We start from the raw sequence: 20,230 nt of genomic DNA on the forward strand, positions 1-20,230 counted from the left end.
GTACAAAGGCGCGCCGCGGTGTCGTGTCGTGTCGTGTCGGGGCCGATCGCCCTCAGGCGGCAGGATAGCCGAGCAGGGTTAGCCAGTCGTCGGTGCCAGGGGTGATATTCGCCCACTGGAAGGGACTATGGCCGGCGCGCTTGCCGCGCTGAAAGCTGCGCATGTTGTGCCAGAGCACGAGCAAATTGAGATAGGCCTGGGCCGTCTCCGGATTGCGAAAGGCCTGGCGCGCCTGTAAGTAAGTCTTCACGATGCCGTTGATGGTCTCGATCAAGCTGCTGGCATGCGGGGTGCCGTCCAGGAGCGCCGTCAGGTCCGCGGCCAGTTGGCGATAGGCGGGCTGGTCGGCGACCAGCAGTGCGACCAAGTCGGTCGCCTCGTGCGCCAGGCGCTGCCAGTGTTGGCCATTGATCACGCCTTGTCGTAAGCGCCAGGCTCGGGCGACGGTGCGCTCGAAGCAGACTTGCGCCGCCGGTGTCGGCACGTTGGCGGCCAGGCGTTGCCGCCAGGGATCCAGCCCGACGGCCAGCCAGTCGAGGTAGGTCAGCAACTGGGCGCGGTAGCTGCGCAGCGACCTGACGAACTTGCGCACGCTGGGATGCGTCAACGCCGCCAGCGCCTGGAGCGTCTCGTCCAAGAGCCAGGCATTGGTCGCCGGGTCGCGGATCTCACCGGCCCGCCAGTCGACCATTTCCAGGGCATCGCCGAGATGCGCTTGCCAGCACAGAAAGGTGTCGTGTTGGGTGATCAGGCATTCGCACTTGGCGACCGCCGGCACATAGGTAGTGTCAAAGCACGAGCTGTCCCACGTCTGGGCCAATTGGTCTTCCAGGCGGTAGACGCTCGCCAGGGCCGTGAGCGCCGCCCGCTCCAAGTCGCGGCGCACGCGTTTGGCCCAATCCAGGATATGCCAGGGGTCTTTCTGTACTGCCAGGGACATGCCAGCGGCCTTGAGCGACTGGGGAAAGGTGCGCCCCATGTCTTCGACCAACCCCGCCAGCTCAACACCCGTGTCTTGCGCCACCAACAGGGCGGTCCCCCAGGTCTCGGCCGAGCGATCTTTGCCAACGTGGCCCAACAAGATCACGCCGGAGCGCGGCTCGACCAGGAACAAGATCGGCCAGCCCTGGAAAAACGTTTCGTCGCGCAGCGCAATCACGCGCCCCAGGGGCCGATAATCCAGGCTGGCTAACACGCGACCCGCCTGCTGACCGGCGCTCGTCAGCAATTCGCTGATGAAGCCAACCGAACGGCTTTCGTCAAAGGCGGCCTGCAACACAGCCTGCATCGGCCGCAAGGCCGCGTTGCCGGGCAAAGCCAGCGTCAGTAACGTCCGTTTGATCCGACGTTCGCTGACCGGCGTGCGTGTGGCTTTCTGGGTTGCCGCCGCCGGTGCTGCGGGCTCGGCTACCCCGTCTACCGGCTCAAGCCATTGCTGGCGCGCCTGGGCGGCAATCTGATACACGGTGGGCCGACTGACGTCAAACACCGTGCTGAGCCAGGTCATGCTGCCCCAGGGCCGCGTATCCGGCGGCAGGTTACCGACCGCAGCGATGTACATCCGGGCTGACAAGCCCAACTCCCGGCGCTTGAAACGCGCAGGTAACGCCGGCTCGGCACCCAGCATCTGGTAGATCGTCTCCATCGGCTCCGGCCAAGCCATAGACGATTGCGGCATAGACGAGTATAATGACGACATAAGGTAGCCTCCTTGGTCACAGGGTGAAGTAACCTGTATTGTGCAAGAAAAGGCTACCTTTGTCCATTCAATTGTAAAGGTGCTTCAAGTCAGCGGTGAACCATGCCAATATCCGTATCTTGTGGTACCTTGCATCTGAGCCAACCTTTCTCTGGTGTGTTTTTGCAAGGTATTTTAAATATTACCAACTATCGGCAGGTTGGCTTATTCTGTTCTTGTCCCCAACGTGTTACGCTCACAACCTTCTGTCAAAACCCTGTCAACTTTGCGCACTCCCCACTGCCTCACATCAACTGCTCAAGGGGAAGACAGCATCTCGAATTGCTGACGGCAGCGAACAGGTTTTGCGAGGACAGCAACTTGTGCCAAACCGGACACACGGTCTGCGTTCAGCCCAGTCTAAGCTGAAACATCTCTCGCACCAACTGGCTGCGTTTTGACCCCACCGGCTCGATTGCAATTGCTGGCAAATTTCGATATACCAGTCCCTGGACTTCCTGGAACCTGGGAGTGCGATACATCTGCCGGCCCATTCCAAAGCTGGCTCATCCCACAAAGAGAATATTTCGGCTGGCGCATAGTCAATGTAGCTCTTCTCCGCCCAATTGTCGCCATGCCATATCTCAAGCCAGTCTTGCTTCAGGCCGAGTAGGGCAGGGAGCAGATAGAGATTATGCAACATGGTTCGAAGCAGTTTTCGGGAAGCGGCTTCTGTGTCGCCCGCCCGATACAAGGCCAATGACCAGCACAAGTGATCAAAAGGCTCTCCCATGTCGTCTGGAAGGACTTGTTCGAGCCACTTGCATGATTGGACTGCTCCTTAGCATCGCCCAGTATCAAATAGAGTGCCCCAAGCAGGTATCGCTTGCCAGCGCCATCCTCAATGAAGCCAAAGGTCCTTGATATCCTTTCGCAGCGCGCTCGTAGCGCCGGATCCGCTCCATGATTTTCTTCGGCTCTGTTGGGAATGCATTTCATCGTTGTTGCGGTTCATCATTCAATGGAATCATCAGGCTCTGACAGCTCAGCACTTGCGTAGCAAATCGTTCAGGAAACCACCGGTCCCGCCAGGCGCGGAACCCTCATGGCGCTGTCATTGAATGCAGTATACCCCCGACACCTTCTCTGTCAACGGGTGTTTTTGCCTGCAGCAGCTATTCCAACCGGGCGCACATCCAAACACAAGGAGCGCGGCGACGCATCGAGGCCCGTCGCAAGGCGCAATTCGGCTGCGACCTCCGCGGTGAATACGCCTGGAAATGCTATCTGTAGCCATTCCTACTTGCCACCCGGCGCAGGTATGCTATAATCCTTTCTGCTGTTGACCACTGCGGTGGCGGCAAGCAGATGTGGATCGCAAACATCATAGAGTTCGATGTCGCTTGGATCGCACGACGACCGAGACGGCGAGGTAGACTGGGGCTGACTAAGCAACCTCTCGCACGTCTGTGCGAGAGGTTTTTTGTTTTGTATACTGTAAGCGGGAATAGACCTCGCTTTTCTGCCTACGGAAACAGGCACAATTCGTGCCCGCTTGCAGTATTACCATTGCGGAGGGTGAAGCGAATGTTGGTACGCACGATGTTCAAGAGTAAGATTCATCGGGCCACGGTGACGGGCGCGAATGTGCAGTATATCGGCAGCATTACGATTGACGCCGACCTGCTGGCTGCGGCCGATTTGGTTGAATACGAAAAGGTGCAGGTGGTGGACGTGGACAACGGCCAGCGCCTGGAAACGTATGTCATTGCCGGTACGCCCGGCAGCGGCGAGGTCTGCTTGAACGGCGCCGCTGCCCGCCTGGTCTCGCCGGGCGACAAGGTCATCATCATGTCCTACGCGCAGGTGCAGGAGCCGATCCCCCAACCCTGGACGCCAACGGTGGTCTTCGTGGATGCGGACAATCGCATCGTGCAGGTGACGGGCGAAGAGAAGGCCAACACCCGCTTCGCCGATTATGTGCCGGACACCGATTGAAATCGCTGAAAAAAACGCTCAAGACCGGCAAGCGCAGCTCACTTCTTGAGCAGGTTTCCGGTCAGGCGCCCGACGCAGGCGATTCCAGGGCGGACCATGATGAAAACCCCCAGAACCCTCTCCCCCCCCGCGGCGGGGGGCGGGGCCCCGGGGCCGGGGGGGGGGGGGGGTGGGCAGCGCTGGCCCTGCTGCTCGCCGGGCGCGGCTGGACCATCGCGGCGTCTGGAGCCGTTCACCGGACTCGGCCGCCCGCCTGGCACAGCAGGTCGGCGCAGCCGCGTGGACTGATCCGGCCCGCCTGGCCGAGGCGCAGTTGGTGCTGCTGACCGTACCCGATGGCGCCATCGCAGCCTGCTGCCAGGCGGTGGCGCAGGCCGGCGGCTGGCGCAGCGGGCAGGGCGTGGTGCATTGCTCCGGCGCGGTGGAGGTGAGCGCGCTGGCGCCCGCGCAGGTCGCAGGCGCGGTCATCGGCGGGTTCCATCCGCTGCAGGCGTTTGCCACCGTCGAGGCCGCTGGCGGTGCTGCCCGGCAGTTTCTTCGCCCTGGAAGGCGCAGGCCCGCTGTGTGACTGGCTGCCGGCCCTGGCTGCCGCCCTGGATGGCGCCTGGCAATGGCTCAAGCCAGGCGCACGCCCGCTCTATCACGCCGGCGCAGTCTTTGCCAGCAACTACGTGGTGACCCTGTTCAGCGTGGGCGTGCGCCTGCTGACCCAGGCCGGCCTGACGCCGACCCAGGCCTCCGCCGCGCTGCTCAGCCTGACCCAGGGCGCGGTGCGCAACCTGGCAACCGTCGGCCTGCCCGCCGCGTTGACCGGCCCCATCCGCCGCGGCGATGCCGAAACCGTCGTCCGCCATCTGGCCGCACTGGACGCCACGCCCCCGACCTGTCATCCCTTTATCGCGCCCTGGCCCGCCAAACCCTCCCCCTGGCCCAATCGCTCAATCTTGACCCCCAGGCGCTGGACGCCGTAACGCACGCTGTGAGGACAGAAATCCCAACCCGATGAATTCTGAATGTTGAGCTTGCACTCCCGACGTGCGCACGAAAAATTCCCTGGCGTTGCCTATTCAGCATTCCGAATTCATCATTCAGCATTGATGCCCCCGCCACTTTGTACTCTGCACTCTGCACTTTGCACTTTGCACTTTGCACTTTGCACTAAAAGGAGCCTGTTATGCGCAAGACCATTCGTCATTTTCAGCAGATGAAGGACCGCGGGGAGCGCATCCCCATGGTCACGGCCTATGATTACACGAGCGCCCGCCTGGCGGAGGCCGCGGGTTTGCCGATTCTCCTGGTCGGCGATTCGCTCGGCATGGTCATGCTGGGCTATGAATCCACCGTACCGGTAACGCTGGAGGAGATGATCCATCATGCCAAAGCCGTGGTGCGCGGCACGCAGGTCGCGCTGGTAGTGGTGGACATGCCGTTCATGACCTATCACCTCAGCCCTGAGCAGGCGCTTGCCAACTGCGGTCGCGTGATGCAGCAGACGGGCGCGCAGGCGGTGAAGATCGAAGGCGGGGCGCGCATGGCGGATACGGTGCGCCGCCTGACCGACAATGGCATTCCGGTGATGGGCCACATCGGCCTGACACCGCAGTCGGTCAACCAGTTTGGCGGCTACCGGGTGCAGGGTCGCAGCCTGGACGCCGCGCGCCAGTTGCTGGCCGACGCCATCGCGCTGGAAGAAGCGGGCGCGTTTGCCATTGTGCTGGAACTGGTGCCGGCCGAACTGGCCGCGCTGGTCAGCAAGCGCGTGCATGTGCCCACGATTGGCATCGGCGGCCCCGGCTGCGACGGCCAGGTGCAGGTGTGGCACGACATGCTGGGGCTGTTCGAGGACTTCGTGCCCAAGCACGCGCGGCGCTTCGGCGAACTGGGCAAGGCGGCCCGTGAGGCGCTGACCGCGTATGCGGCCGAGGTGCAGGCCGGCAGCTTCCCCACCGAGGCGCACAGCGTCAGCATGGACGCCGCCACCTGGTCGGCCCTGCTCGCCGCGACCGATGCAGGCCCGGCCGGCGAAGGGATGATCGCCGGCGCGGATGCGGCCAGCAGCGAGGCGACGGTCGCCATCTACGGGGGCAACGGTAAGCGCCGATCATGAAACAGATCAGCACAACCGCAGAAATGCACGCGGTGCGGCGCAGCCTGAGCGGAACCGTGGGCCTGGCGCCGACGATGGGCTATCTGCACGCCGGGCATGTGGCCCTGGTGAAGGCCGCCCGCGCCGAAAATGAGCATGTCATCGCGACCATCTTCGTCAACCCGACTCAGTTTGGCCCCAACGAGGACCTGGCGGCCTATCCGCGCGATTTCCCGCGGATTTTGCCCTGTTGGCCGAGGCCGGCTGTGACATCGTCTTCACGCCATCCCCCGATGCCATCTATCCGCCCGGCTTTCAGACTTATGTCACGGTGGAGGAGGTGGCGCAGCCGCTGGAAGGCGCCCGCCGGCCAGGGCATTTTCGCGGCGTCGCCACGGTGGTCGCCAAGCTGTTCAACCTGACCCGCCCCACGCGCGCGTACTTTGGGCAAAAGGACGCGCAGCAGGTGCGTGTCATTCAAACGATGGCGCTCGATCTGAACTTCGACCTGGAGATCGTGGTCTGCCCCACGGTGCGCGAGCCGGACGGGCTGGCGATGAGCAGCCGCAACGCCTATCTGACGCCGGAGCAGCGCCGCGCGGCGCCGGCGCTCTACCGGGCGCTGACGGCCGGCCAGGAGGCGTGGAACCACGGCGAACGCGACCCGGAGCGGCTGCGCGGCCGGATGGCCGAGGTGCTGGCCGCGGAGCCGCTGGCGCTGGTGGAGTACATCAGCGCGGCCGATGCCCGCAGCCTGGCCGAACTGCACGAATCGGCGAGCGGAAATGTGCTATTGTCGCTGGCGGTGCGCATCGGCCGCACGCGGCTGATTGACAACCTGGTGTTGTGAATGTAGACGGGCGACTGCAAGTCGCTGCAACGATTGCAAAGTCCACCTGCGTGGACTAGCATCGGTGATGGCAGAAACGGAGAGGATATGCTACTGGCCGTTGATATTGGTAATACGAACATTGTGTTGGGCCTGTACGCGGGCGAGACGCTCAAGGCCCATTGGCGCTTGAACACCGTTCAAGGTAAAACGGCCGACGAGTATGCGGTGACGGTGCTCAGCCTGATGGAGCGCGCCGGCTTCGAGGCGCCCGGCAGCGTGACCGGCACGATCATCGCCAGCGTGGTGCCGGCGGTGACGCAGCCGTTCGTGGAGTTAGGCGAAAACTATCTGCACAGCAAGGTGCTGGTGGTCGGCGCCGGGGTGCGCACAGGGGTGCGCGTGCGCGTGGACAATCCGCGCGAGGTGGGCGCAGACCGGGTGGTCAACACCGCGGCCGCGCACAAGCTGTACGGCGGGCCGGCCTGCGTAGTGGACTTTGGCACCGCCACGACGTTCGACGCGGTCAGCGCGGAGGGCGATTACCTGGGCGGGGCCATTGCGCCGGGCCTGGCCATCGCGGCCGATGCGCTGGGCCAGCGCGCCGCGCAGCTCTTCCGCGTGGAGTTGACCGCGCCGCCCGATGTGATCGGCAAGAGCACGGTGCAGGCCATGCAGTCGGGCCTTTTCCTGGGCTATGTTTCGCTCGTCGAGGGCCTGGTCGCCCGCTTTCGCGCCCGCCTGGGGCCGGAGATGAAGGTCATCGCCACCGGCGGCCTGGGCGAAGTGATCGCCCGCCACACCGATGTGCTGGAGATTGTGGACCCCTGGCTCACCCTCGCGGGTCTGCGCCTGATCTGGGAGTTGAATCAGGCGGGCTGATTCGGGGGTGCAATCCTGTTTGAAACTGCGCGGGGCGGCGCTGGAGCATGGCCTGCACGCCTTCGCCAAAGTCCTGCGTGGCGATCAGTTGACTCTGCGCCCAGCCTTCCAGGGCCAGGCCGCGTGGGGTGTCGAACATGCCGTTCAACAGACGCTTGGCCATGCCCACGGCCAGCGGCGCGCACTGCGTGATCTCCGCCAGCAGCCCATCGAGCGCGGCGTCGAGTTGATCGGCCGGCGCCACCTGGTTGACCAGGCCCCAGCGTTCGGCCAGCGCGGCGTCAATCTGGCGGCCGGTGAAGATCAGCTCTTTCGCGCGCACCAGGCCGACCGCCTGCGCCAGCCGCGTGGAGCCGCCGACATCGGGCACGATGCCCAGCCGGGCTTCGGGCAAGCCCAGGAGGGCGCCTTCGGCCGCGAGGCGCAGATCACAGGCCAGGGCCAACTCCAGCCCCAATCCCAGGGCGAAGCCATGCAGCACCGCAATCGTCGGCAGTTCCACCTGCGCCAGGCTGTTCAGCAGCGCCTGGAACTCCTCAGTAATCTCGCGCATGTGACGCTGCCAGTCCGGGCCATACGCGGCGGGCAGCTCGAAGAAGGCGTTCAGATCAATGCCGGCCGAAAAGCCCTTGCCGTTGCCACGCACGACGATGGCGCACCCCCGCCGCACGTCGCGCTTGCGCCACGGCGCCGGGCAACGCCCGCAGCATGGGCCAGTTCAGCGCGTTGCGCTTGTCCGGCCGGTTCAAGATGATCTCGAAGACATTGTCGCGTTGCTGGGTCAAAATGAGTTCTTCTGTCATACAATCTCTGATCTCCGATCTCCGATCTCTCTCATCCCCGCGTCACGTGCCTGACGCCATGCGCGCCGGCCACGATGAGGTCTGTGGTCAGGCCGATGAACAGGCCATGCTCCACGATGCCGGCGCGGCCGGCCAGCCGGTCCGCCAGGGCCGCCGGGTCGTCCAGCGGGCCAAAGGCGCAATCCAGAATCAGGTTGCCCTGATCGGTGTGAAACAAGTCGCCGTGGCTATCGCGGCGCCATGTCACCTGCGCGCCGAGCGATTGCAGAAAGCGCGCCTGCGCGCCCGCGCCGAACGGCGTCACCTCCACCGGCAGGGCAAAGCGGGTGCAGAGCGCGGGCGAGAGTTTGCTTTCATCCACCACGATGATTTCACGACGGCTGGCCTGCGCCACGATCTTTTCGCGCAAGAGCGCGCCGCCGCCGCCTTTGATCAAATTCAGCGCCGGGTCCACCTCATCGGCGCCATCAATCGTCACATCCACCACGGGATGCTCGTCCAGCGTGGTCAGCGGAATGCCCAACTGCTGCGCCGCGTCGGCGGTTGCGATGGAGCAGGGAACGCCGACGATGTCGCGCAGGTCGCCCTGGCGCAGGCGTTCGGCCAGGCGATAGACGGCAAAAATGGCTGTGCTGCCAACCCCCAGGCCAACGACCGTGCCTGATTCCACCAAATCGGCGGCGAGTTCGGCCGCCTGTCGTTTCAATGTCGTGCTATCCATGAATTTGCTCACTTGCCGGCGCCGCAGACGGAGCGCCACACCCGTTCGTCGCGGGCCATGAACATGTCGGCCTCAGGTGGCCCCCAGGTGCCCGCCTCATAGAAGCTGAGCGGCGGCGCCTGTGGCGTGACCCAGGCGGCCATGATCGGATCAATCAGGCGCCAGGCCTGCTCGATCTCATCGCTGCGTGTGAAAAGAGAGGCGTCGCCCGCCAGGGCATCGAGCAAAAGGCGCTCATAGGCGTCGGGCAGCGGACCGTCGCCAAAAGAGGAGCGAAAGTAGAATTCCATGTCCACAGAGCGTGTGTCCTGCACAGAATCGGGCACCTTGGCCTCGAAGCGCAGGTGTATGCCTTCGTTGGGCTGCAGGCAGATGGAGAGCAGGTTCGAATGCAGCAGCCGCTCCGGTGGGAAGTTGAACATGACGTGCGGCGGGCGCCGGAACTGGATGATGATCTCTGACATCTTGGCGGGCATGACCTTGCCGGAGCGCAGATAGAAGGGCACGCCTTGCCAGCGCCAGTTGTCAATGTACAACTGCAACGCGGCGTAGGTCGCGGTCTGCGAACCGCGCGCCACGCCGGGCGCGTCGCGGTAGGTGCGATACTGCCCGCGCACCGTACGGCCGGCCACGTTTGCGGGTGTAATTGGGCGCACCGCGGCCAACACCTTGACCTTTTCGTTGCGCACGGAATCGGCATTGAACGAAGCGGGCGGTTCCATGGCAATCAGCGTCAACAGTTGCAGCAGGTGATTCTGGAACATGTCGCGCAACACACCGGTCTCGTCATAATAACCGGCGCGATGCCCCACGTCCACGCTTTCGGCCACGGTGACCTGCACGTTATAAATGTAGTTGCGGTTCCAGAGCGGCTCGAAGATGGTGTTGGCGAAGCGGAAGAAGAGCAGATTCTGCGCTGTTTCCTTGCCCAGGTAATGGTCAATGCGGTAGACCTGCGATTCCTGGAAGACGGCGTGCAGCACCTCATTGAGGTGTTTGGCGGAGGCAAGATCATGCCCGAACGGCTTTTCGATGACGATGCGCCGCCAGGCTTCATCCTCGTCAGCCATTTGATTGGCGCCGAGATGCGTGACCGCGGGAATGTAGTATTCGGGCGCCGTCGCCAGGTAGTACAGGCGATTGGCCGGCCCGCTCTCCAGGTCATTCAAGGCCTGGTGCAGCGTGGCGTAGTCGGCTCCCGTGCTCAGATCGCCCCGCACGTAGAACACGTTGGCGCCAAAGCTCTGCCAGGCCTGCTCATCGTACGTCTCGGCCGCGTAAGCCTGCATGCCGTGCAGCAGATGCGCGCGGAAATCATCCGGGTTCCAGGGACGGCGCGCAAAACCGACGATGCGAACATGAGCCGGCAGCCGCCCTTTGCGGTACTGGCTGAAGATGGCCGGAATCAGCTTGCGTTCGGTCAGGTCACCAGACGCGCCAAAAATGACAATGGTGATTGGCAGAGAGTTGTTCATCACGCGGCCGTTTTGACAGCATGACCACCGAATTGATTGCGCATGGCGGCCAGCAGCTTAGCGGCGTAGCTCTCGTCCTGGCGGCTGACAAAGCGCATCAGCAACGACAAGGTGATGACCGGCGCCGCCACATCGAGGTCAATGGCCTCGGCCACCGTCCAGCGTCCCTCGCCGCTATCCGCGACCCAACCGGCAATGTCGCTCAGACTGGCATCCTGCGCCAGCGCGGCCGCGGTCAGGTCCAGCAGCCAGGAGCGCACCACGCTGCCGTTGCGCCAGATTTGGGCAATCTGCGCCACATCCAGGCCCAGCTCCTGCTTGCTGCGCATGATCTCGAAGCCCTCGGCAAACGCCTGCATCATGCCGTACTCGATGCCGTTGTGTACCATCTTGACAAAATGACCGGCGCCATGCGGCCCCACATGACCCCAGCCCTTGTCAGCCCCAGGCGCCAGCGTCTGGAAGATGGGGGTCAGACGCTCAACCACTTCCTTGTCGCCGCCGATCATCAGGCTGTAGCCTTCGGTCAATCCCCACACGCCGCCGCTGGTGCCCACATCCACAAAGTGAAAGCCGCGCCCTTTGACTTTGCCGGCGCGGCGCTGCGTGTCGTGGTAGTTGGAGTTGCCGCCATCAATGATGATGTCACCAGGCGTCAGCAAATCCAGCAAGGTGTCAATCATCTGCTCGGTGGCGTCGCCAGCGGGCACCATCACCCAGGCTGCGCGCGGCGCGGTCAATTGCGCCACCAACTCCGCCAGCGCTGTCACAGGCTCGACGTTTGGCTCGGTCTGCGCCAATTCCAGCGCCTTGTCCGGCGTGCGATTATAAGCGACGATGCGATGGCCGCCACGTGCCAATCGCCGCGCCATGTTGCCGCCCATGCGGCCCAGGCCGATCATAGCTAGTTCCATGATGTCATGTCCCTCTGTGTCATTTCCCTTTTGATGACGTCCCGCCATTTGAATGAGTGCGCGCGGCGCCGTTGACGGGCGGCGCCTGCCGGTGCTTCCAGGTACGAAAAAGCTGCAAAAGATCACGTCTGGCCTGCGCATCCAACGAGGCCTCCGTCAGCCTGCCCAGCGTCTGAATCGTGCGCCGCATCTGCGCGAGATATTCCGCGCAGTGATGGCACATCGCCAGGTGCGCCTCGAAGCGCGCCCGTTCGGGTGCAGACAGCGCGCCTTCCAGGTAGTCGGTGACCAATTCTACCAACTGCTGACAGGTCAATTCTTGGGCAGGCATGGCTGTTCTGTTCAAGTGCGATCTCCCCCCGCTCGCTCCAGGTACTGCTCCAGGGCTTTACGGGCTTTGGCGCGGGCGCGATGGAGCAGAACACGCTGGTTAGTCTCGCTGAGATGCAGGGTGTTACAGACCTCTTGGGCGCTCCAGCCATCCAGGTCGCGCAGTGAAATCACCGCACGCTGCTGAGGAGGCAGTTGTTCGATGGCCTGCAGCAATGCAGCGTGCAGCTCGGCAGACAGATAGAGCTCTTCGGGTATGCCCTGCCAGGAGCGAGGCGGTTGCGTCCAGTGGCCGGGCCACTGCGGATGGGTGGCAGATAAGAAGCGATCTGGTTCCACGGTTGGCTCATCGGCGTCCGCAGAGTCAGGAGCAAGAGCGGAGAAGGGGATGGTGCGACCCTCGCGCTGACCGCGGGTCTGCGCGCGATTCATCAGGATACGAAAGAGCCAGGTCTTCAAGGATGAGCGCCCTTCGAAGCGCTGAATGCCTTGCAGCACGGCCAGCCAGGTTTCTTGCACCACCTCCTCCGCCACCGCGCGGCCGGAAACGTAAAGCAGCGCGGTGCGGATGAGCGCCTGGTGGTAGCGGTCGAGCAAGAAGCTGAAGGCCGCCTCATCGCCGCCAGCCAGCGCCTCGACCAACTGCCGGTCATCGGAAAAATCAGGCATTGAAACATCAACTCTGGGGGGGCGAAACAGCAGGAGCACGATAAAAATGAGACCTCACCTCAACCCCCGGCCCCTTCTCCTCTCCGCGGTGCGGAGAGGAGAAGGGGGGAAGAGAAGGGGGGAGGAGAGCCGGGGGGAGGAGAAGGGGGAGGAGAGCGGCAGTCCCCGCAGATCCGGCCGTCCTGGCCGGGCGGCGCTGTCACGCCGTAGCGCAAGCCGCCGGCTTGCAAGCCTTCGGCCCAGGGCCGCTGTGGGAAGCCAGCCTCCCGGCCGTCACGCCGTAGCGCAAGCCGGCGGCTTGCGCGCCTGGCGCAAACTTGCAGCCCGGCCGTAAACGGTTGGACGGGTTTGGAGAAAGTTATTTCTAGCGGCGAGCAGCCATGCGTCCCATGACCCACTTGGCGGCCAGGACGAAGACGAGCGAGCCGATGAACGTCTCAATGACATAGACGCCGGCGAGGGTTGGCCCCCTCTGGCCCAGGACGAACTGACCAAGGACGCCGCCGATGAAGCCGACTACGATGTTGCCCACCCAGCCGTAAGGCAGGTTGGTCTTGGAAACCATTTCAACGGCAGCCACGATGACGATGGTGACGAGCAAAGCAGCGATCCAACCACACAACATAAGGATTCCTCCTCTCGCGCACAAGCCTACGGGGGTTTTAGCGCAGCCAGGCCACCAGGCCCGCCACCGCCAGCAGCAGGGGAGCGGCGAGCGCCATCCCGCCGCAGCCAATACAGCCCTTCTTGGCCATCACTTCCGAAGGCGTGTAGTAGCGCTTCTTGGGGCCATCATCTTCGGCTGGAGTTTGCGTCGTCAGCGGCGGTTCGGCCGCTGGCCGGGCTGCGGGTACGGCCACGGGCTGCTGCGGTTGAACATCATCCTCGCTGCGCGAGCCAAACGCGCCTCCCAGATCACCGAAATCCTTGCCCTCTTGCGCTGACGATTTCTCATGCGAGCCAAACTGCCCGCGCAGACTGCTGTTGTCAGCCATGAACACCTGCCTCCTTCCTCTTATCTCATTCCTCGTATCTCATTCGTTCCCACTGCCTGTTACCGGGTTCCGGCGCTGAGCGGGAGTCAATCTTCGGCCGGGCGCCGCAGCCAACAGGAATGTTGATTCACGCTGCTTGCGAGCACTGTGGGAACGGACAATGCTCACGCAGCCTGATTGAATTATAGAACTTGTCCACGAAAAGCGCAAGCAAACTCATCCTGGCGCAATGCAGGCCGGGCTGTCGTTGGCCGGCGCGTTGACCGTGCGCGACACCGGGTAGAGCGCCATTTCGCCGGCCGGATAAGAAACCAGCAGCGGGGCCAAATCAGTCGGGGCCAACGGCGCAGGGTCGAGCCAGGCCGCGTACGCCGCGGGCGGCAGGATGACCGGCATGCGGTCGTGCAACGCCGCGATCAGGCTGTTTGGCCCGGTGGTGATGATGGTGCAGGTGGGAAGCGCGGACGCCGTCCGGGGTTTGCCAAACCTCCCACAGGCCGGCCAGGGCAAACGGCCGCCGCGAGACGAGATGAATGAAGAAGGGGGTCTTGCTGCCGTTGTCCTTGCGCCATTCGTAAAAGCCATCGGCCAGGATCAGGCAGCGCCGCTTGCGCAGGGCGGTGCGGAACGACGGCTTCTCGGCCAGGGTCTCGGCGCGCGCGTTGATCATGCGGCTGCCGATGCTGGGGTCCCTGGCCCAGGAGGGAATCAGGCCCCACTGAAAAAGCTCAACCCGGCGCGCCGCCGCGTGGTTGGCGATGACCGCCACCGGCTGCGTGGGCGCAATGTTGTAGCGCGGCGCCAGGTTTGCCGGCGGCTCGGCCAGGTCGAACTCAGCCTGAATCGTTTCAGGCGAAGCAAAAAGGGTGAAACGCCCGCACATGATCGTTCCTCCTCAGCGCCCTCAGAGATAGCACGCCACGGCCCTACATCCGCGGCAGCATGCTGATCCCTTGCTCCAGTTTGACGATGGTGTCGGCCGGGTAATAGCCCTTACGCAGGCTGACATTGGCGTAGATGAGCGTGCGCGGGCCGATGATGCAGCCGGGGTTGAGGACCGAGTTACAGCCGGTCTGGCTGTCATCGCCCATGATCGCGCCCATCTTGGCCAGGCCGGTATCCACCATCTGGCCGTTGACCTCCAGCCGGATGGTGCTGCGCTGGCGGGTGGTCGGGTCTTTCTGGCTGGTCAACGCCAGATTGCTCAGCTTGGTGCCTGCGCCCAGGTTGACGCGATTGCCCAGGATCGAATCACCCACGTAGGCAAAGTGCGGCGCATGTGCGCCATTCAGGAAGATCGAATTCTTGACCTCGCTGGCATGGCCGATGATGCTATCATCGCCAAGAATGACATCGCCGCGCACGTACGCGCCGTGGCGAATCTCACAGTGCCGGCCGATGATGCAGGGGCCGGCCACGTAAGCGCCTGGCTCGATGATGCTCCCCTCGCCCAGGTAGATCAACTCCGGGTTGACAAGATAGGCGCCGGTCGCGACGGTGCCGAGCAGCGCCGGCTGATAGGCCGTAGCCAACTGCGCCCGTGCATAGGCGCCAATCGCCGGCAGTGCCTGCCAGACGAACGCCAGGTCATCGAACAAGGCCGCATGAGCAAAGGCAGATAGATCGAAGAACAAACGTGGTTGTAACATGCACATACCCTCGCACAAAAAGTGGTTTCAAGAAAACTAACGCCACAACTCAACCGCCGGCCATTTCAACGACGCCGGTCAGGATACTTGGGCCAATCTGGCAACACCCAGCGAATTTGATAAGTTGGGGGGGGCGGCCACAACAGATAGACATCACTCCACCAGTGCCACGATTGGTACTCGCCCTCGGAAAAGCCGAGGTCAACGAACTTACCCTTGACCCCGCCACCGGTGTCGCCGGCCAGGCCCTTGCCGTAGTCGGGGACATACACCCATGAACGCAGCGGAATCACGGTGGGGTCCACCGCGACGATTCCGGTGCTGAGCGGCAAGCCGATGCGGGTGCGGCCGTAGGAGGGGCTGCTGCGCGGCACGCCCGCACTGGAAGCGGTGTAGGACGTGGTGTATGCACGCAGCTTGCGCCAATAGATGATCGGACCCTCTGGCGTATCCAGCGTTTTCTGGGTAATCTGGCGACCGTACGCCAGCACCCGTGTGATCGGCTCTTGCGCCACCCAACTTTCCTGCAGCGTCCGCGCCACCACCTGGTTGTCCTCGTAGCGCATACGGTAGCGCTGGCGCTGGATGCCATCCTGGCCGGCCACACTGACCCGGCTGCGATCAATCTCCAGTTTATCGTCACCCACCCAGATGGAAATGAACGGCACCACCTGCTGCTCAATTTCCAGGACTTCACGCACGCGAATGACCCGAATGGCCAGGTTGGGCACCAGGGGCGTCGTCAAGGCCGGCTCCACCTGATCCAGCCCGACCACCACGATCCCCTGCTCGGCCAGGGCGTCACCCACCGTGTACTGGCGGGTGCGCGTTTTCAAGGTCTCGCCATCGGCAAAGAACACCACGGGCGTCGAGCGCTGGATGAAGACCCGTCCGCCGGCGCGTACCGGGCTGCCCAGACTGGGCTGCACAACATCCCCCAGGTAGAGGACGAACTGCTCGCGGCGCAGCGCTTCCCCGACTGTGGGCGCCGTGGTCATGAAGGTCAACGGCAGCCCCTCGTCCAGCACCGTCAGCGGCACCGCGCGGCGCAGCGTGAGCGTGAGCGGCGCCGGCTGCTTGCCCACCCACGGCCGCCCGGCCCGGTAGCGCGGGGCCACGCCAGGCTCGATCACAGGGACAGGCAGCGCGGTTTGATCGGTCACGGGAACCCCATCCAGAAAGCGCTCGTCCATCCCCGCAGGCGTGATGCCCGCGGCCGGCCAAATGTCACCCACCCGCTGGCTGTGCGTGCGCACCAGGATTTCACGGCCGTCCGCAACGACCAGCAGTGGCCGCGCCCGCGTCACCTGGACATGCAGTCCAGGCGCAATCGCCTGCTCCAGCGCCGGCGTCATGTGATCCCCGGGCGCCAGGGCCAGGTTCAGCTCAGCCAACAGCTCGCGCACGGTGCGCTGATGGGTGAAGACGCGGTCGGCGTAGCCGTCCACCTGCACGGTGACGGGGGCCAACGTGGCAACAAAGCGCCAGACCAGGCCGGCCATCAACAGCACGACGGCCAAGCGCGCCAGAACCGTCTGCGGCCTGACCGCGACGGCGCCAGTTTCCAGGGCGTGGGCAGGGAAAACGCGATCGCTCATAGGTTCATTATAACCTGACGCGCCTGCAAGAGCCAAACGCGGGCCTGATTCTGGTATTTGCCCATCCTGGTGTATAATAGCTGCACCCGTCGTGCTCGGGCACAAAAAACTCAGTGGCTTGATTTTCGGAGGAAAAGAAATGGCCGGTCAACTTCGTCGTCGAACTTTCGTCGTGGTCGTTGTATGCGTCGCCTTGCTGACCCTGGCGCTCAGCAGCATGAGCGCGGCTGCATCAACGACACCCAACGGCGGTCAGTGCAGCCAGATCGTAACGCCGCGAGCTGGCGATGGCTGGAGCAGCGTGGCGCAGCGCTACGGCGTCAGCGTGGCCGCGCTCAAGGCCGCCAACGCGCGCTACATCCGGCGCAACAACCAGCTCTGGCTCACCGACCGACTCTGCATCCCGGGCGACGGCAGCAGCGGCCCGGCAACCACAGTCACCCCGCAGCCAACCACCGGCGCCACCTACACGGTACGCCCAGGCGACACCTGGTATGGCATTGCGGCGCGGACCGGGGTGCCCTTTGCCGCCCTGTGGAACGCCAACCCCAAGCTGCAGCGCCGCGGCAAGGTACTGTTCATCGGCGATCGCATGGTCATTCCGGGCGCCAGCGCGTCCACCCCCGGCAGCAGCACGGTAACACCAGTGCCACCGGGTGGCAGCGCAACCAAACCGCCTATCGTCGGCATGCCTGCCTGCCCCACGCAGTTTGCTGACTACACCACCGGTATCCATGACGCGCTCAACGCCAATCCTGTGCAACTGTTGGATTGGTTGCGAACCTGTGGCGCAGTGACCAGCGCGCACGGCGGCGTCACCATCCAGGACATCAACGGCGACAAGCTCGATGACTACATCATCGTCATCACCGACCCCATCTCCGCGGCCGCGGTGCCCACCGGCGACCTGTTGATCTTCCATGCCGGGCGCGACAGCAAGGAACTGGCCTACCAGGCCGGCGCAGCCGGTGACGTCGCCCTGCTCGACACCAGCGACATCAACGCGGACGGCAAGATTGACATCTCCTGGACCGATACCACTTGCGGCGCGCACACCTGCTTCGGCACGGTTCACATCATCTCCTGGGACCCGGCCAGCAGTTCGTTCCAAAACTGGATTGACGGCAACGCGACCATGGCCTATCCCACGGTCAGCTTCAAGGACATCAACGATGGTTCAGGCCAGGAGCTGCTGCTGCACGGCGGCATCATCGCCTCGGTGGGCGCCGGGCCACAGCGTTCATGGAACGAGACCTGGTCATCGCTTGCGGGCGCGCCGTACAGACTGACCGATCTCATGTATGATCCGTCCACCTGTCTGTATCATCATCTGCTGGATGCGAATCAACTGATGCTCACAGGGAAGTATGCCGAGGCGGCCATCGCCTACGATGCCCTGCTGAACGACAGCGCCCTGGAGAAGTGCGGCACCCGCGATAACGAACTCGACGAACTGCGCAGTTTCGCCCGCTATCGCCTGGCGCTTGCCTACGCGTACAGCGGAGAAATGGAAAAGGCGGAGGTCACCGTCGTCGAGTTCCTGGCGGCCGAGCCGGTCAACCTGTATGCCCAGGTGGCCGATCTCTGGTGGCAGGCATACGAAAAACCCCAAGATGCGGTGGCTGCCTGCGCCGCAGTGACCGCCTTTGCCAAAGACAACCCGGACACATGGCTGATTCTGTTCGATTTCGGCTACGCCAACCCAACCTTCAGCGAGAGCGAGGTCTGCGTCGCACCGGCGGCGTAGAAACCAGGCGTCAAAAAGACATCCGATTTCTCTCAGAAATCGGATGTCTTTTTTTGTCCGGTGGCGAGCGATTGAAATCGCGCCTGATGGGCCTGGCGGCCGGGCGGCCACCTGCGTGGACGCGATGCCAGTCGGCGCAGGCCGACTTTGCGGCGGAACGCCCCTTCGCCCCGAATTCATTCGGCGGCCTGGCGCACACCAGCCATCATCAGCCCCAGCTCCTCAGCGTTCGTCTCATCGCGCTGGACGACGCCCATCACCTCGCCCTCGTACAGCACCGCAATGCGGTCGGAAAGGGCCAAAATCTCGTCCAGGTCTTCGGAAATGAGCAGAATGGCCGTGCCCTGGCTGCGCTGATCGAGCAGGCGCTGATGAATATATTCGGTCGCGCCAATGTCCACCCACGCGTGGGCTGCGCGGCAATCAGCACCTTGGGGTTGTTGGACAACTCACGGGCCAGGATCACCTTCTGGATGTTGCCGCCGCTCAGGTTCTTGATCGGCGTGTCAATGCCCGGTGTCTTGATACGGAACTCCCGCACCAGGTCCTGACTGCGCCGGGCAATGGCCTTGAAATCGAGGAAACTGCTCTTGCTGAAGGGCGGCCGCACATGGTCCTGCAAAATTATGTTCTCAGCCACGGAGAATTCCTGAATGACGCCATCGTGCATGCGCTCCTCAGGAATGTAGCGCAGACCCGCCTCGATGCGTTGCCCCACTGACCAGGCGGTGATGTCGGCGCCCAGGAGGGTGATGTGACCATCGCGCAGGTCGCGCAGGCCGGCGATGACCTCGGCCAGGGTACGCTGCCCGTTGCCGCTGACGCCGGCGATGCCCAGGATCTCACCGCCGCGCAGCGTTTGCGTCAGGTGATACAGCGCGCGCGTGCCCGTGATCCGGTAGGCTTCCACATCGTTGAGCGAGAGCAGCGTCTCGCCCACCTGCACCGGCACGCGCTTGCGTTCCAACAGCAATTCCCGGCCCACCATCATGCGCGCCAACTGCTGCCGCGTGACGCCTTCGTTGGGCACGGTGCCCACCAGCGCGCCGCCGCGCAGCACGCTGATGCGGTCGCTGAGCGCCAGCACCTCACGCAGCTTGTGGCTGATGAACACCAGGCTGTGACCGTCGCGGGTCATCTGGCGCAGGGTGACAAACAGGTCGTCCACCTCCTGCGGCGTCAGCACAGCCGTCGGCTCGTCCAGAATGAGCAGCGCCGCGCCGCGATAGAGCGCCTTGATGATCTCCACGCGCTGACGCACCCCCACCGGCAGCGTCCACACAGGGGACTTGGGGTCAACCTGCAGGCCATAGGCGGCGGACAGCACACGGATGCGCGCTTCCACCTTGTCAAGATCGAGCAGCGGGCCGCGGCTGGATGGCAGGCCCAGGGCGACATTTTCGGCCACGGTCAGCGTGTCCACCAGCATGAAGTGCTGATGCACCATGCCGATGCCCTGACGCAGGGCGTCGGTGGGAGTGTGAATTTCCACCGGCCGGCCATTGACGCGAATCTCACCGCCGTCCTTGTGATAGAGGCCGTACAGCACCTTCATCAGGGTGGACTTACCGGCCCCGTTTTCGCCCAGCAGCGCATGCACCTCGCCGGCCTTCACATCGAAGTCAATGCGGTCACAGGCCAGCACACCAGGGAAGCGCTTGACGATGCCGCGCATCTCCAGCAAGTCAATGCGCGGCAACCCGGTTGGCAGCAGCGCGGGAGAAGAAAGTGAAACCGGGGCGGTCGAGTTCGTCATAAAATACCCTGACACAAAAATAAGACTCCCCACGTAGGTCACGCCTCCGGCGTGACAACACCGTCTGCGGAAAGGGGAGAGGCGGCTCTCCCCCCTTCTC

At 63.7% G+C, this 20,230-nt stretch carries 18 protein-coding genes and 3 pseudogenes; 7 read left to right on the top strand and 14 right to left on the bottom strand.

What is annotated here, in order from left to right:
• Positions 1–52: 52 nt before the first annotated feature.
• On the bottom strand, positions 53–1,699 hold the full coding sequence (locus tag IPF85_RS11175) for a hypothetical protein (protein ID WP_343408167.1): 1,647 nt from the start codon (positions 1,697–1,699) through the stop codon (positions 53–55).
• A 1,569-nt stretch (positions 1,700–3,268) separates the two neighbouring features.
• Here IPF85_RS11175 and panD point away from each other — a divergent pair.
• From panD to IPF85_RS11205, 6 genes and pseudogenes are all read left to right on the top strand, one after another.
• On the top strand, positions 3,269–3,676 hold the full coding sequence (gene panD, locus IPF85_RS11180; protein WP_343408256.1) for an aspartate 1-decarboxylase: 408 nt from the start codon (positions 3,269–3,271) through the stop codon (positions 3,674–3,676).
• A 169-nt stretch (positions 3,677–3,845) separates the two neighbouring features.
• The gene (locus IPF85_RS11185; protein WP_343408168.1) at positions 3,846–4,244 is read left to right on the top strand and encodes a hypothetical protein; all 399 of its coding nucleotides are present in this window, start codon (positions 3,846–3,848) and stop codon (positions 4,242–4,244) included.
• Positions 4,195–4,647 (top strand): DUF2520 domain-containing protein, encoded by a 453-nt coding sequence (locus tag IPF85_RS11190; RefSeq protein ID WP_343408169.1) that lies wholly within the window; start codon positions 4,195–4,197, stop codon positions 4,645–4,647. The genes IPF85_RS11185 and IPF85_RS11190 overlap by 50 nt, the downstream gene beginning before the upstream one ends.
• Before the next feature lie 203 nt (positions 4,648–4,850).
• Positions 4,851–5,684: pseudogene (panB, locus tag IPF85_RS11195) on the top strand (3-methyl-2-oxobutanoate hydroxymethyltransferase); the annotation flags it as partial.
• A gap of 95 nt (positions 5,685–5,779) precedes the next feature.
• Positions 5,780–6,612: pseudogene (panC, locus tag IPF85_RS11200) on the top strand (pantoate--beta-alanine ligase).
• 87 nt (positions 6,613–6,699) lie between these two features.
• Positions 6,700–7,473, top strand: a complete 774-nt coding sequence (locus tag IPF85_RS11205) for a type III pantothenate kinase (protein WP_343408170.1) — start codon at positions 6,700–6,702, stop codon at positions 7,471–7,473.
• Here IPF85_RS11205 and IPF85_RS11210 read toward each other — a convergent pair.
• From IPF85_RS11210 to IPF85_RS11265, 12 genes and pseudogenes are all read right to left on the bottom strand, one after another.
• On the bottom strand, positions 7,424–8,119 hold the full coding sequence (locus IPF85_RS11210) for an enoyl-CoA hydratase/isomerase family protein (RefSeq protein WP_343408171.1): 696 nt from the start codon (positions 8,117–8,119) through the stop codon (positions 7,424–7,426). The two genes, IPF85_RS11205 and IPF85_RS11210, sit on opposite strands and share 50 nt — an antisense overlap.
• Positions 8,082–8,276: a hypothetical protein gene (locus IPF85_RS11215; RefSeq protein ID WP_343408172.1), complete on the bottom strand. Its 195-nt coding sequence runs from the start codon at positions 8,274–8,276 to the stop codon at positions 8,082–8,084. Before IPF85_RS11215 ends, IPF85_RS11210 begins: the two co-directional genes overlap by 38 nt.
• 31 nt (positions 8,277–8,307) lie before the next feature.
• A complete protein-coding gene (rpiA, locus tag IPF85_RS11220) occupies positions 8,308–8,997 on the bottom strand; it encodes a ribose-5-phosphate isomerase RpiA (RefSeq protein WP_343408173.1) in 690 nt (229 codons plus the stop codon).
• A gap of 8 nt (positions 8,998–9,005) precedes the next feature.
• The gene (gene zwf, locus IPF85_RS11225; protein WP_343408174.1) at positions 9,006–10,472 is read right to left on the bottom strand and encodes a glucose-6-phosphate dehydrogenase; all 1,467 of its coding nucleotides are present in this window, start codon (positions 10,470–10,472) and stop codon (positions 9,006–9,008) included.
• Entirely contained in the window at positions 10,472–11,434 is a 963-nt protein-coding gene (gene gnd / locus IPF85_RS11230; protein WP_343408175.1) for a phosphogluconate dehydrogenase (NAD(+)-dependent, decarboxylating), read from the bottom strand. The genes zwf and gnd overlap by 1 nt, the downstream gene beginning before the upstream one ends.
• Positions 11,406–11,717, bottom strand: coding sequence for a zf-HC2 domain-containing protein (locus tag IPF85_RS11235; protein WP_343408257.1), 312 nt, complete (start codon positions 11,715–11,717; stop codon positions 11,406–11,408). Before IPF85_RS11235 ends, gnd begins: the two co-directional genes overlap by 29 nt.
• Positions 11,718–11,728: 11 nt before the next feature.
• Positions 11,729–12,385, bottom strand: a complete 657-nt coding sequence (locus tag IPF85_RS11240; protein ID WP_343408176.1) for an RNA polymerase sigma factor — start codon at positions 12,383–12,385, stop codon at positions 11,729–11,731.
• Positions 12,386–12,749: 364 nt separating this feature from the next.
• Positions 12,750–13,010: a GlsB/YeaQ/YmgE family stress response membrane protein gene (locus IPF85_RS11245; RefSeq protein ID WP_343408177.1), complete on the bottom strand. Its 261-nt coding sequence runs from the start codon at positions 13,008–13,010 to the stop codon at positions 12,750–12,752.
• 37 nt (positions 13,011–13,047) lie between these two features.
• Positions 13,048–13,380 (bottom strand): hypothetical protein, encoded by a 333-nt coding sequence (locus IPF85_RS11250; protein ID WP_343408178.1) that lies wholly within the window; start codon positions 13,378–13,380, stop codon positions 13,048–13,050.
• A 216-nt stretch (positions 13,381–13,596) separates the two neighbouring features.
• A pseudogene (locus IPF85_RS11255) lies at positions 13,597–14,263 on the bottom strand (SOS response-associated peptidase).
• 43 nt (positions 14,264–14,306) lie between these two features.
• The gene (locus tag IPF85_RS11260) at positions 14,307–15,029 is read right to left on the bottom strand and encodes a glucose-1-phosphate thymidylyltransferase (RefSeq protein WP_343408179.1); all 723 of its coding nucleotides are present in this window, start codon (positions 15,027–15,029) and stop codon (positions 14,307–14,309) included.
• A 65-nt stretch (positions 15,030–15,094) separates the two neighbouring features.
• Positions 15,095–16,627, bottom strand: a complete 1,533-nt coding sequence (locus IPF85_RS11265) for a ubiquitin-like domain-containing protein (protein WP_343408180.1) — start codon at positions 16,625–16,627, stop codon at positions 15,095–15,097.
• Positions 16,628–16,766: 139 nt separating this feature from the next.
• Here IPF85_RS11265 and IPF85_RS11270 point away from each other — a divergent pair, with 139 nt between their 5' ends.
• Positions 16,767–18,374, top strand: a complete 1,608-nt coding sequence (locus tag IPF85_RS11270; RefSeq protein WP_343408181.1) for a LysM peptidoglycan-binding domain-containing protein — start codon at positions 16,767–16,769, stop codon at positions 18,372–18,374.
• Between the two features lie 256 nt (positions 18,375–18,630).
• Here the strand turns inward: IPF85_RS11270 and IPF85_RS11275 are convergent, their stop codons facing one another.
• Positions 18,631–20,130, bottom strand: a complete 1,500-nt coding sequence (locus IPF85_RS11275; RefSeq protein ID WP_343408182.1) for an ABC transporter ATP-binding protein — start codon at positions 20,128–20,130, stop codon at positions 18,631–18,633.
• Positions 20,131–20,230: the final 100 nt, after the last annotated feature.

Source organism: Candidatus Amarolinea dominans, from assembly GCF_016704685.1.
In the GTDB taxonomy this organism is placed as follows: domain Bacteria; phylum Chloroflexota; class Anaerolineae; order SSC4; family Amarolineaceae; genus Amarolinea; species Amarolinea dominans.